7 protein-coding genes, 2 tRNA genes and 3 rRNA genes are annotated in these 13571 nt (G+C 60.9%); 3 read left to right on the top strand and 9 right to left on the bottom strand.

Annotated features, from left to right (window positions below; all coding sequences use genetic code 11):
* Positions 1–23: 23 nt before the first annotated feature.
* Genes NP80_RS00985 through NP80_RS00975 form a run of 3 tightly spaced genes read right to left on the bottom strand, consistent with a single transcriptional unit; the run spans position 24 to position 3693 of the window.
* Positions 24–1214: an acetyl-CoA C-acetyltransferase gene (locus NP80_RS00985; RefSeq protein WP_006410852.1), complete on the bottom strand. Its 1191-nt coding sequence runs from the start codon at positions 1212–1214 to the stop codon at positions 24–26.
* Between the two features lie 18 nt (positions 1215–1232).
* Positions 1233–2000, bottom strand: coding sequence for a 3-hydroxyacyl-CoA dehydrogenase (locus NP80_RS00980; RefSeq protein ID WP_006410850.1), 768 nt, complete (start codon positions 1998–2000; stop codon positions 1233–1235).
* Between the two features lie 22 nt (positions 2001–2022).
* Positions 2023–3693, bottom strand: a complete 1671-nt coding sequence (locus tag NP80_RS00975) for an acyl-CoA synthetase (protein ID WP_035489662.1) — start codon at positions 3691–3693, stop codon at positions 2023–2025.
* A gap of 144 nt (positions 3694–3837) precedes the next feature.
* Between NP80_RS00975 and NP80_RS00970 the strand changes: the two genes are divergently transcribed.
* Positions 3838–4845: an AraC family transcriptional regulator gene (locus NP80_RS00970; protein WP_006408726.1), complete on the top strand. Its 1008-nt coding sequence runs from the start codon at positions 3838–3840 to the stop codon at positions 4843–4845.
* Positions 4846–5020: 175 nt separating this feature from the next.
* Entirely contained in the window at positions 5021–5638 is a 618-nt protein-coding gene (locus NP80_RS00965) for a hypothetical protein (protein ID WP_006407304.1), read from the top strand.
* A 672-nt stretch (positions 5639–6310) separates the two neighbouring features.
* On the opposite strand, the gene rrf is transcribed toward NP80_RS00965, so the two are convergent.
* From rrf to NP80_RS00940, 5 genes are all read right to left on the bottom strand, one after another.
* Positions 6311–6423, bottom strand: a 5S ribosomal RNA gene (rrf, locus tag NP80_RS00960).
* 152 nt (positions 6424–6575) lie between these two features.
* Positions 6576–9456 (bottom strand): 23S ribosomal RNA (locus NP80_RS00955).
* Positions 9457–9851: 395 nt separating this feature from the next.
* Positions 9852–9927: transfer RNA gene (locus NP80_RS00950), tRNA-Ala, on the bottom strand.
* Between the two features lie 38 nt (positions 9928–9965).
* Positions 9966–10042, bottom strand: a tRNA-Ile gene (locus NP80_RS00945).
* Between the two features lie 60 nt (positions 10043–10102).
* Positions 10103–11635: ribosomal RNA gene (locus NP80_RS00940) — 16S ribosomal RNA — on the bottom strand.
* Together the 16S, 23S and 5S rRNA genes with 2 tRNA genes alongside form the textbook arrangement of a ribosomal RNA operon.
* Positions 11636–12251: 616 nt before the next feature.
* Between NP80_RS00940 and NP80_RS00935 the strand changes: the two genes are divergently transcribed.
* Positions 12252–12689 (top strand): ATPase, encoded by a 438-nt coding sequence (locus NP80_RS00935; protein WP_172488714.1) that lies wholly within the window; start codon positions 12252–12254, stop codon positions 12687–12689.
* Between the two features lie 171 nt (positions 12690–12860).
* On the opposite strand, the gene NP80_RS00930 is transcribed toward NP80_RS00935, so the two are convergent.
* The gene (locus NP80_RS00930) at positions 12861–13565 is read right to left on the bottom strand and encodes a DUF429 domain-containing protein (RefSeq protein ID WP_006411403.1); all 705 of its coding nucleotides are present in this window, start codon (positions 13563–13565) and stop codon (positions 12861–12863) included.
* Between the last annotated feature and the right edge of the window lie 6 nt (positions 13566–13571).

Genomic DNA, 13571 nt, shown 5'->3' with positions numbered 1-13571 from the left:
GCCGCGCGCCGATGCACTCGCCGTTACGCGACGCGTTCGATCGCGATCGCCGTCGCTTCGCCTCCGCCGATGCACAGCGACGCGACGCCGCGCTTCAGGCCGTACGTTTCAAGCGCGGCCAGCAGCGTCACCATCACGCGTGCGCCCGATGCGCCGATCGGATGACCGAGCGCGCACGCACCGCCGTGCACGTTGACCTTGTCGTGCGGCAGATCGAGATCGCGCATCGCCGCCATCGGGACGACTGCGAACGCCTCGTTGATCTCGAACAGATCGACGTCGCGCAGGTTCCAGCCGGTCTTTTCGGATAGCGTGCGAATCGCGCCGATCGGCGCGGTCGCGAACAGATTCGGCTTGTTCGCAAACGTCGCGTGGCCAACGATCACGGCCTTCGGCGTGAGACCGAGACGCTGCGCTTCGGAGCGGCGCATCATCACGAGCGCGGCCGCGCCGTCCGAGATCGACGACGCGTTCGCAGCCGTGACGGTGCCGCCTTCACGGAACGCGGGCTTCAGCGTCGGGATCTTGTCGAGCTTCGCCTTGCCCGGCTGCTCGTCGATCGACACGACGGTTTCCGTCTTGCCGGCCTTCACCGTGACCGGCGCGATCTCGGCCGCGAAGCGACCTTCGGCGATCGCGCGCTGCGCACGCGTGAGCGACGCGATCGCGAACGCGTCCTGCGCTTCGCGCGTGAACTGATAGGCCTGCGCGCAGTCTTCCGCGAACGTGCCCATCAGGCGGCCTTTTTCATAGGCGTCCTCGAGCCCGTCGAGGAACATGTGATCGAGCACCTGGCCGTGCCCCATCCGCATGCCGGCGCGTGCCTTGGGCAGCAGATACGGCGCATTCGTCATGCTTTCCATCCCGCCCGCGACCGCGACCTTTGCCGAGCCGGCATACAGCAGATCGTGCGCGAACATCGCGGCCTTCATCCCCGAGCCACACATCTTGTTGACGGTCGTCGCGCCGGCCGATAGCGGCAGGCCGGCCTTCAGCGCGGCCTGACGTGCCGGCGCCTGCCCCTGTCCGGCCGGCAGCACGCAGCCGAACACAATTTCGTCGATGCGCTCGGCCGGTACGTTCGCGCGCTCGAGCGCCGCGCGGATCGCCACCGCGCCGAGATCGCTCGCGCTCGCCGCGGCCAGGTCGCCCTGAAAGCTGCCCATCGGCGTACGCGCCGCGCCGACGATTACGATCGGATCCTGTGTCGTCATGATTCGTTTCCTCCAGTGTCAGCGCGGTGCCATGCGCAACGCGCCATCGAGACGGATGACTTCGCCGTTCAGCATCGTGTTCGCGGCGATATGGCGCACCAGCGCCGCAAATTCTTCGGGACGTCCGAGCCGCGGCGGGAACGGCACGCTCTTGCCGAGCGCGTCCTGCACTTCCTGCGGCATCGCGGCCATCATCGGCGTGGCGAAAATGCCCGGCGCGATCGTCACGACCCGAATGCCGAAGCGCGCGAGCTCACGCGCGATCGGCAGCGTCATGCCGACCACGCCGCCTTTCGACGCCGCATACGCGGCCTGTCCGATCTGGCCGTCGAACGCGGCCACCGATGCGGTGTTCACGATCACGCCGCGCTCGCCTTCCGCGTCGGCGTCCTGCTTCGACATCGCCTCGGCGGCAAGCCGGATCATGTTGAACGTGCCGACGAGGTTGATCGATACCGCACGCGTAAAGCGCTCGAGCGAATGCGGCCCGTCGCGGCCGACGACCTTCTCGCCCGGCGCGACGCCCGCGCAGTTCACGAGCCCGTCGATGCGGCCGAACGCGTCGCGTGCGGCCGCGATCGCGGCCTGCCCGTCGGCTTCGCTCGTGACGTCGGTCTTCAGCAGGCGTGCCGCCGCGCCGAGCTCGTGCGCGACGCTCGCCAGCGCGTCGCCATTGACGTCCAGCAGCATCGCCTTGCCGCCTTCGGCGACGACCATGCGCGCCACCGCGGCGCCGAGGCCGGAACCGGCGCCCGTGATCAGGAAAACGCGATCTTTGATCTTCATTCGGAGTCCGTTATAGAAGTATTCAGGATTGGGCAGCGGCCTTGTCGGCCTCCATCTTGCGCAGCACGAAGCGCTGGATCTTGCCGCTCGGCGTTTTCGGCAGCGCGTCGACGAACTCGATCGCGCGCGGATAGGCGTGCGCGGACAGCCGCCGTTTCACGTGCAGACTCAACGCTTCGGCGAGTGCCGGCGTGCCTTCGTAGCCGTTCGACAGCACGACGAAGGCCTTGACGATCTCCGTGCGCTCGGGATCGGGCACGCCGATCACGGCCGCCTCGCTGACCGCCTCATGTTCGATCAGCGCGCTCTCGACGTCGAACGGGCCGATTCGGTAGCCGGACGACGTGATGACGTCGTCCGCGCGGCCGATGAAGCTGACGGTTCCGTCCGGCTCCAGTTCGACGTTGTCGCCCGTGCGGTAATAGCCGCCTGCGATCGCCGGCGTGTCCTGCCGCCAGTATCCGTCGAACCACAGCAGCGGCGAACGCGCGATGTCGATCGCGAGCGTGCCGGGCTCGCCCGGACCGAGCTCGCGACCCGCGTCGTCGAGCACCGCGACGCGGTAGCCCGGCATCGCGAAACCGGCGGAACCGGGATGGACGACGTGCGCGAGCCCGTGATGGTTGTTCACGACCATGCCGAGCTCGGTCTGGCCGTAATGATCGTAGATCGGCGCGCCGAGCGCCGCATCGAACCAGCGCACGACTTCCGGGTTCAGCGGTTCGCCCGCGCTGCTGACCACGCGCAGTTTGCCCTTGATGCGCGCGGCCGCATCGGAGCCGGCCGCCATCAGCATCCGGTACGCCGTCGGCGAACCGGCGAGGCTCGTAATGCCGAGCCGTTCGATCACGTCGTAGGTGCTGTCGACCGTAAAGCCGCCTTCGTACAGCGTCGTCGCGTGGCCAAGCAGCAGCGGTCCGGTGATCGCGTAATACAGTCCGTATGCCCAGCCGGGATCGGCAATGTTCCAGAACCGGTCTTCGGCGCGCAGGTCGACGGCATCGCACATGTACTGGCGAAACGCGAGCAGCGCGCGCAGCGGCACGGGCACGCCCTTCGGCAAGCCCGTCGTGCCCGACGTCGACATCATCATGAACAGGTCGGTGCCCTTGCGCAGTACGGGCTCGAACGTATCGGACTGCGCGTCCAGCGCCGCGCGGAAGTCGATGTCGCCGTCCGGCAGCGGCGCTTCGGGAGCGCGCACCGTCGCGACCGGCGGACAATCGGCAACCTCGTCGAGCTTCGCGCGGTTCGCGACGTTCGTCACGACGAGTCGCGCATCGCTCATGCGCAGCCGGTGCTCGATCGCCTTCGGACCGAACGCCGTGAACAGCGGCTGATAGACGGCGCCCGCGCGCCACGTGCCGAGGATCGTCGCGACCAGTTCGGGCGTGCGCGGCAACAGCCCGGCCACCACGTCGCCCGGCTTCACGCCGCGCGCGACCAGCAGATTCGCCACGCGCGCTGCAAGCGCTTTCATCTGAGCAAACGTGAAGCGACGATGCGCGCCGTCGATGTCGATCCAGTCGAGTGCGACCGCATCGCCGGACGCATGACGGTCGCAGCATTCGACGCAGGCGTTCAGGCCGTGCTCGAGGTCGCCGTGCAGGTGCGCCGCGACAGTGTCGATTCGGAACCGGGCCACGGCGTCGGCATACGCCGGCACCGCCCGGGCGGTTGCTCCATCAGGCATGCGTGTCTCCTGTTCGTTATGACCGCCGGCGGGCCGCAGGGCGTCGGGGGTACATCGATGGTAGACAGCCGTCACATTGCAATCAATGACAAACAGAAACTAGAATCGTGATCGGTTTTGCCATGTCGGGAGACAGCAGACGAAATGGGGCCGCAAATGATCTCGCCGGGCTTCGTCGAGGATGCGCTTGCATGCATGCGTCGGCAAGGGCTTCCGATCGCGCCCGTGCTGCACGCGGCCGGGCTGCCGCCGGTCGTGCGCGAGCCCGTGACGCCGCAGCAGTACGGCCGGCTGTGGCTCGAGATCGCCAGCGCGCTCGACGACGAATTCTTCGGGCTCGCCGCGCGCCCGATGCGGCGCGGCAGCTTCACGCTGCTGTGTCACGCCGTGCTGAACGCCGGCACGCTCGAAAAGGCGTTGCGGCGCGCGCTGCAGTTTCTGCGCGTGGTGCTCGACGAACCGCACGGCGAACTCGTCGTCGCGGACGGGCTGGCGCAGATCGTGCTCGCGCCGTCCGACACGCCGTATCCGGCGTTTGCATACCGGACGTTCTGGCTGATTCTGCTCGGCGTCGCGTGCTGGCTGATCGGCCGGCGTATCCCGCTGCAGCGCATCGATTTCGCGTGCGCGAGCCCCGCGCAGCGCAGCGACTATCACCGCTTCTTCGGCGTGCCCGTGCATTTCGATCGTCCGGACAGCCGGCTCACGTTCAATGCCGCGTATCTGTCGCTGCCGACGATCCGGTCGGCGCAGGCATTGAAGACGTTTCTGCGCGGCGCGCCCGGCAATCTGCTGGTGCGCTATCGGCACGATACGGGCTGGGTCGCGCGAACGCGCACGCATCTGAAAGCGTTGCCTGCAGCCGAATGGCCGGACTTCGACACGCTGGCTGCGCGGCTCGGCACGACGCCGCCGACGCTGCGGCGACGCTTGCGCAGCGAAGGACAGAGCTTCGCGTCGATCAAGGACGAACTGCGTGGTGCGCTCGCGCAGTCGCTGCTGCGAGAACAGACGTTGAGCGTCGCGGAGATCGCGGCCGCGCTCGGATTTACCGAACCGAGCGCGTTTCATCGTGCGTTTCGGAAATGGACAGGCACGAGTCCCGGCGCGTTTCGGCGCGACATCAACAACGCGACGCAGGCCGAGCGGTGAGGGGCCGGTTTGTGCAGAAGCTGGCGGTCGATGCGTTTGCTCCGTCGGCTCTCGCGCACCCGCTGCTCTCGGGCCGACGCGGGGCGGAGCCCGGCTGTGCGCAATGCTCGGACCAGGTTGCGCGTGACACGGCCTGCTCACATACCGAGCGGTCCTTGCCGGCGAGGTCGCTGCGATGATGGTGGTCGATCTGGGTGTTGCTTCGGTGCTGGGTGTCGTCGGATCCGCCGTGTCGCTGGTGGCGCCCGTGCCGTACGCGCTCGCGATCTACCGTCGCACCGTTCGCCCGCATCTGTTCACGTGGCTCATCTGGTCGGTCGTCACGGTCATTGCTGCGGCCGGTCAGTTCGTGGCGGGAGCGGGACCGTCGGCGTGGTGCACGGCAGCGATCGCCGTCACCTGCGTGCTGACCTTCGTAGCGAGCATCTTTCGCGGCGAACGCAGCTGGCCTCGCGCCGACTGGATGTTCCTGTGTGCTGCGCTATCGGCCATTCCGCTCTGGATGCTGACCGATGATCCGACGCTGTCGATCTGCCTGGTGACGTTGATCGAGCTGGCCGGCCTCGGCCCGACCGTTCGCAAGACGATCCGTGATCCGTGGAGCGAAAGCCTGACCTATTTCGCGCTCTGCATCGTCAAATACGCGCTCGCAGTGCTGGCGCTGCAGAGCTGGAGCGTCGCAGTCGCGTTTTACCCGATCGTCAATGTCCTGGCGTCGATCGGCATCTGCGTGGTGATGATCGCGGGACGACGTCGATTGCGGTTGAAAGCGAAAGTCGAGCGCGGCTCGTGAACGATACGACGAACGGGAGACGAAATGCGGCACACCATTTACCGTACGTGCCGCCCGCGCTTCGGACACCAAGCCGTTGACGATGCTGGCTCGCCTGTCGAAGGCGCACTGAGGGTGTCCGTGAGAATGGCTCGACTTTGGGAAACGCATCTCACGATCACGCCGGAGACGATCGACGAGTCGATCGGCTATGTCGCCTAGTGCGAGCGTCGGATCGTCGGTTTCTGGGTTAGGGCGGCGATGGACTGCGAGCGACCGACACCCGGATGGCTGTTTGTCCGTCCGGATCATATCGGTCAGGGTATTGGCCGCCCCTGTGGACGGCGGTTCGGACAGAACTGCAGCGCGAGGCATCGCGAGTTTCGTGATCGAAGCCGACCCGAATGCAGCAGCGCTCTATCTGTCGCTCGGCGCGTAGAAGATCGGCGAAAAGGAATCGGCCGTCGTCCCGGGCAGGTTTTTGCCGATCTTGCGGATCATGGTTTGAGCGGGGAAACGGTTCGAGAATGAAACGCCAGAGAGCAGACGGTCGTGCCGAATCACTCGGTCGTTTTCGCGCATCTCCCGCGCATGCGATGCGCTGGAGACGGGAAGAGGATTAGAGCGACGCATTTCGGCCGTCACAAATGCAAAAACCCCCGCCTGATCAGGCGGGGGTTTTTGGCTTAGGGAGCCTGACGATTACCTACTTTCACACGGGAATCCGCACTATCATCGGCGTAGAGTCGTTTCACGGTCCTGTTCGGGATGGGAAGGGGTGGGACCGACTCGCTATGGTCATCAGGCAAAGAGGGTTGTTGCGCCGCTTCGCAGCGCAACCAATCGGGAAGAAGCAGTAATTTTGGGTTGTGCGTATCGCACACGAGAATCCAACATGTCGCTTTGGATCGCAGCCGGTGCTGTCGCACGGCGCCGATCTACAAGGCAGACTTGTTATAGGATCAAGCCTTACGGGCAATTAGTATCGGTTAGCTGAACGCATTACTGCGCTTACACACCCGACCTATCAACGTCCTGGTCTCGAACGACCCTTCAAGGAGGTCAAGCCTCCAGGGATATCTCATCTTAAGGCGAGTTTCCCGCTTAGATGCTTTCAGCGGTTATCTCTTCCGAACATAGCTACCCGGCGATGCGACTGGCGTCACAACCGGTACACCAGAGGTTCGTCCACTCCGGTCCTCTCGTACTAGGAGCAGCCCCCTTCAAATATCCAACGCCCACGGCAGATAGGGACCAAACTGTCTCACGACGTTTTAAACCCAGCTCACGTACCTCTTTAAATGGCGAACAGCCATACCCTTGGGACCGGCTACAGCCCCAGGATGAGATGAGCCGACATCGAGGTGCCAAACACCGCCGTCGATATGAACTCTTGGGCGGTATCAGCCTGTTATCCCCAGAGTACCTTTTATCCGTTGAGCGATGGCCCTTCCATACAGAACCACCGGATCACTATGACCTGCTTTCGCACCTGCTCGACTTGTCGGTCTCGCAGTTAAGCACGCTTATGCCATTGCACTATCAGCACGATTTCCGACCGTACCTAGCGTACCTTCGTACTCCTCCGTTACCCTTTGGGAGGAGACCGCCCCAGTCAAACTGCCTACCATGCACTGTCCCCGATCCGGATCACGGACCAAGGTTAGAACCTCAAACAAACCAGGGTGGTATTTCAAGGACGGCTCCACCGAAACTAGCGTTCCGGTTTCATAGCCTCCCACCTATCCTACACAGATCGGTTCAAAGTCCAATGCAAAGCTACAGTAAAGGTTCATGGGGTCTTTCCGTCTAGCCGCGGGTAGATTGCATCATCACAAACACTTCAACTTCGCTGAGTCTCGGGAGGAGACAGTGTGGCCATCGTTACGCCATTCGTGCAGGTCGGAACTTACCCGACAAGGAATTTCGCTACCTTAGGACCGTTATAGTTACGGCCGCCGTTTACCGGGACTTCAATCAAGAGCTTGCACCCCATCATTTAATCTTCCGGCACCGGGCAGGCGTCACACCCTATACGTCCACTTTCGTGTTTGCAGAGTGCTGTGTTTTTATTAAACAGTCGCAGCCACCAGTTTATTGCAACCCCTTCACCCTTCCAGCGCAGGCTGGTCAAGCTACAAGGGCGTACCTTATCCCGAAGTTACGGTACCAATTTGCCGAGTTCCTTCTCCCGAGTTCTCTCAAGCGCCTTAGAATACTCATCTCGCCCACCTGTGTCGGTTTGCGGTACGGTCATCGTTAGACTGAAGCTTAGAGGCTTTTCTTGGAACCACTTCCAATTGCTTCGCGACCGAAGTCGCTCGCGCCACACCCTTGAATCCTGCGCCCGGATTTGCCTAAGCGCCTTCTCCAATGCAGCGACCGGGACGTCCAACACCCGGACAACCTTCCGCGATCCGTCCCCCCATCGCATCTAACGACGGTGCAGGAATATTGACCTGCTTCCCATCAGCTACGCATTTCTGCCTCGCCTTAGGGGCCGACTCACCCTACGCCGATGAACGTTGCGTAGGAAACCTTGGGCTTACGGCGAGGGGGCCTTTCACCCCCTTTATCGCTACTCATGTCAGCATTCGCACTTCCGATACCTCCAGCATCCTTTACAAGACACCTTCGCAGGCTTACGGAACGCTCTCCTACCATGCGAGCAAGCTCGCATCCGCAGCTTCGGTATATGGCTTAGCCCCGTTACATCTTCCGCGCAGGACGACTCGATCAGTGAGCTATTACGCTTTCTTTAAAGGGTGGCTGCTTCTAAGCCAACCTCCTGACTGTTTTAGCCTTCCCACTTCGTTTCCCACTTAGCCATATTTGGGGACCTTAGCTGGCGGTCTGGGTTGTTTCCCTCTTGACACCGGACGTTAGCACCCGATGTCTGTCTCCCGTGATTGCACTCTTCGGTATTCGGAGTTTGCTATGGCGGGGTAATCTGCAATAGACCCCCCAACCATGACAGTGCTCTACCCCCGAAGGTGAGACACGAGGCACTACCTAAATAGTTTTCGGAGAGAACCAGCTATTTCCAGGTTTGTTTAGCCTTTCACCCCTATCCACAGCTCATCCCCTAACTTTTCAACGTTAGTGGGTTCGGACCTCCAGTACGTGTTACCGCACCTTCATCCTGGCCATGGATAGATCACCTGGTTTCGGGTCTACGCCCAGCAACTGAACGCCCTATTCGGACTCGCTTTCGCTACGCCTGCCCTATACGGTTAAGCTTGCTACTGAACGTAAGTCGCTGACCCATTATACAAAAGGTACGCCGTCACCCCTTACGAGGCTCCGACTGTTTGTATGCATGCGGTTTCAGGATCTATTTCACTCCCCTCCCGGGGTTCTTTTCGCCTTTCCCTCACGGTACTGGTTCACTATCGGTCGATCACGAGTATTTAGCCTTGGAGGATGGTCCCCCCATCTTCAGACAGGATTTCACGTGTCCCGCCCTACTTGTCGTACACCTAGTTCTTTCATACTGTTTTCGCCTACAGGGCTATCACCTGCTATGGCCGCACTTTCCAGAGCGTTCGGCTAACAATACGAATAAAGAGTACAAGGCTCATCCCATTTCGCTCGCCACTACTTTGGGAATCTCGGTTGATTTCTTTTCCTGCGGTTACTTAGATGTTTCAGTTCACCGCGTTCGCTTCACATGACCTATGTATTCAGTCATGGATACTCCATACGGAGTGGGTTTCCCCATTCGGACATCCCCGGATCAAAGCTTGTTTGCCAGCTCCCCGGGGCTTTTCGCAGGCTACCGCGTCCTTCATCGCCTGTGATCGCCAAGGCATCCACCACATGCACTTGTTCGCTTGACCCTATAACGAGTCTGTCTCATGTCGGCCATCGTTAGCGCTTCAGCGCTTACGAGGGCCCCATCCCCGCATGGGGACGACAGTCGCTACAGGTTGAGTTCTCGCGTGTCGCTCAGCGTTAGTGCTTTAGCACTTACACGGAGCCCACACTACGTGTGTGCCGTATTCCAATTGAGCCGAACATGAAGTTCGAATCATCTTGAGATACATCGATACAATCACAACCCGGATAGTTTCCACGTCCATCTCATAAGACGCTTCCGCTATCCAAATTACTTACTTCTTCCTGATTGTTAAAGAACGACAGCCGATACAGTTTCCTGCATCACTCTGACTGGCTCAATCGCCAATGCCAAATCCTCGGTTCGCTTTCGAACCAAGCACTTCGCATTGAAGATTGGTGGAGGCAGACGGGATCGAACCGACGACCCCCTGCTTGCAAAGCAGGTGCTCTCCCAGCTGAGCTATGCCCCCATACAGAGACCACCCAGGTTTCTTCTCGCCAGACAACTTGGTGGGTCTGGTTGGATTCGAACCAACGACCCCCGCCTTATCAAGACGGTGCTCTAACCGACTGAGCTACAGACCCCTGAGTCTGTCTTGATTACAGCCGATAAGCGTGAGCGCTCAACTTCGCGAGTAGCTCTGGAAAGGAGGTGATCCAGCCGCACCTTCCGATACGGCTACCTTGTTACGACTTCACCCCAGTCATGAATCCTACCGTGGTGACCGTCCTCCTTGCGGTTAGACTAGCCACTTCTGGTAAAACCCACTCCCATGGTGTGACGGGCGGTGTGTACAAGACCCGGGAACGTATTCACCGCGGCATGCTGATCCGCGATTACTAGCGATTCCAGCTTCATGCACTCGAGTTGCAGAGTGCAATCCGGACTACGATCGGTTTTCTGGGATTAGCTCCCCCTCGCGGGTTGGCAACCCTCTGTTCCGACCATTGTATGACGTGTGAAGCCCTACCCATAAGGGCCATGAGGACTTGACGTCATCCCCACCTTCCTCCGGTTTGTCACCGGCAGTCTCCTTAGAGTGCTCTTGCGTAGCAACTAAGGACAAGGGTTGCGCTCGTTGCGGGACTTAACCCAACATCTCACGACACGAGCTGACGACAGCCATGCAGCACCTGTGCGCCGGTTCTCTTTCGAGCACTCCCGAATCTCTTCAGGATTCCGACCATGTCAAGGGTAGGTAAGGTTTTTCGCGTTGCATCGAATTAATCCACATCATCCACCGCTTGTGCGGGTCCCCGTCAATTCCTTTGAGTTTTAATCTTGCGACCGTACTCCCCAGGCGGTCAACTTCACGCGTTAGCTACGTTACTAAGGAAATGAATCCCCAACAACTAGTTGACATCGTTTAGGGCGTGGACTACCAGGGTATCTAATCCTGTTTGCTCCCCACGCTTTCGTGCATGAGCGTCAGTATTGGCCCAGGGGGCTGCCTTCGCCATCGGTATTCCTCCACATCTCTACGCATTTCACTGCTACACGTGGAATTCTACCCCCCTCTGCCATACTCTAGCCTGCCAGTCACAAATGCAGTTCCCAGGTTGAGCCCGGGGATTTCACATCTGTCTTAACAGACCGCCTGCGCACGCTTTACGCCCAGTAATTCCGATTAACGCTCGCACCCTACGTATTACCGCGGCTGCTGGCACGTAGTTAGCCGGTGCTTATTCTTCCGGTACCGTCATCCCCCGACTGTATTAGAGCCAAGGATTTCTTTCCGGACAAAAGTGCTTTACAACCCGAAGGCCTTCTTCACACACGCGGCATTGCTGGATCAGGCTTTCGCCCATTGTCCAAAATTCCCCACTGCTGCCTCCCGTAGGAGTCTGGGCCGTGTCTCAGTCCCAGTGTGGCTGGTCGTCCTCTCAGACCAGCTACTGATCGTCGCCTTGGTAGGCCTTTACCCCACCAACTAGCTAATCAGCCATCGGCCAACCCTATAGCGCGAGGCCCGAAGGTCCCCCGCTTTCATCCGTGGATCGTATGCGGTATTAATCCGGCTTTCGCCGGGCTATCCCCCACTACAGGACATGTTCCGATGTATTACTCACCCGTTCGCCACTCGCCACCAGGTGCAAGCACCCGTGCTGCCGTTCGACTTGCATGTGTAAGGCATGCCGCCAGCGTTCAATCTGAGCCAGGATCAAACTCTTCAGTTCAAACCTGTTACTGTTTTCGGTTCTCTCGAACCGGTCGCTCACTCAAAGCTGACAGGTCATATGAATTGCTTCATAAACCTGACTTACTTTAGTGTGAGACTCTTGATACTTTTGCTATCCCGATCCGAAGATCAGGTCTCGCTCACATCAAGCGCCCACACTTATCGGCTGTTAGTTTTTAAAGAACATATCTGCGAGCAGATCGTCTTGCTCAGCAGCGCTGCGTTGTCAGCAGCAGAGAAGCGAGATTATGAACACTGTTTCGCAGCTCGTCAACAACTTTTTTCACTACATCGTTGCGACTGCGCGGTTCTTCTTCCTTCGTCGGCCGGGCGCTCTATGCTGCAGCACACCTCCGGCTCCGCTTCCCCTCTCGCGCCGCGTTTCCGTTAGCGCGAAAGAGGCGTGATTCTATGCAGCCCACGTCCAACACGCAAGCGGTTTGTGAAAATATTTTTAAAGAGACGCGACGCGCCACAGCACGTTCCTGCTTCTTCTATATATACGCGACGCTCACGCCACGACCGTGTCTGCCGGTTGCCCGTAACGCGTGTCGAACAAGCTGCCGCGCGCGGTCGAGTATCATGCCGCGATCGCATACACACTTACGATGACGATGGACAGCTTCACACAATCGGGCGAGGCCGATCTCCGCGCCGAATTCGCTGCGCTGCGCGAACGCGCCGCCACCCTGGAAGAACGGGTCCCGCCGCTGCTGCAACGCATCTCCGATGTATTGCAGCGGATCAGCGGCGAAACGGAACTGGCGGACGAGCATCGCGAACGACTCGTCGGCGCACGCAACGCAGCGATGGTATCGATCGAAAACTATCAGCAAGCGATTCCGTTCGTGCAGACCGCCGATTCGATCATCGAGCAGCTCGACAAAACGCCCGCGCGCGACGAGGACGCGGAGTGGCGCGAAGCACTGCTGCAGCGACTCGACGAACTCATCGACGTCGCCATCGTCATGATCGACGATGCGGACAATTACTTCGAGCAGGCGCGCGCCTGCGATCTGGCGAGCGTGCCCTCGTCCATCCTCGAGGACTGACGACTCATCGCATCGCACATCGGAATCGGCAATGTGCCGACTTCACGCATGCCGACGTTCCGACGTTCGATATGTGCTGCGTCGGCCGCAACGGCCGGCCGCTTGCTCGAACCGAATGGCGCGCTCGGTCGCTCTCCAGCGCGGGAACGCAAAACAACGACGCAGCCGCCACTACGACGGATCGAGGACGATCGGCTCCGCCACGACCGGCACACGGATATGCCCGCCTTGCGCATCGCCATACGCGTGCGCGCTTCCTTCGATCACGAATCGTGCCGTCACCGCGCATAACGCCGCATCGCGCGCATCGACCGTCCGCAGCGTTGCGACGTCGATCCCGAGCCGTTCCAGCAACTGTCGACGCTGAATCCGCTTCTGCTTCGCCGACGCCGTGGCCTTGCCGAGCAACGCGCACGTGATCGCATACGGATACGTCTCGAAACTCACACGGCCGCCGCCATAGTGCGCGTCGACCAATAGCGGATACGCGCCGGCGAGCGCCCGATACACGCGCTCACCGACGAACATCCAGTCGAAGAAGCCCGACGCACTCGAGATCGCCTGCTCGCGCGTCGGCGTCGGAAAACACGAAATGCGCTCGCGCGCGAGCGCCTGCTCGACCGGCCGACGTCCGTTACCGGCCCACCATTGGCTCGGCGCGTCGACACCCACGGCAACGACGTCATGTCGGAGGCATAGCGGCAGCAGTGCTTCGGGCGCGATCCGCGCCTCATGGCAGACGACCGTCGAACCGCGCAGGATCACGAGATCGCACTGCTTCTTGTCGCCGCCGACGTCGACGCCGGCAACCGCGCGCGTCGACGACGCCTCACCGCGCCTGCCCCGCGCACGGCCGGTCGAACGATCGTCACGCATCGCGGC

Origin of the sequence: Burkholderia multivorans ATCC BAA-247, from assembly GCF_000959525.1 — a bacterium.
In the GTDB taxonomy this organism is placed as follows: Bacteria; Pseudomonadota; Gammaproteobacteria; order Burkholderiales; family Burkholderiaceae; genus Burkholderia; species Burkholderia multivorans.
The sequence above is the reverse complement of the archived record's forward strand: the minus strand, read 5'-3'. Positions and strand labels throughout refer to the sequence as shown.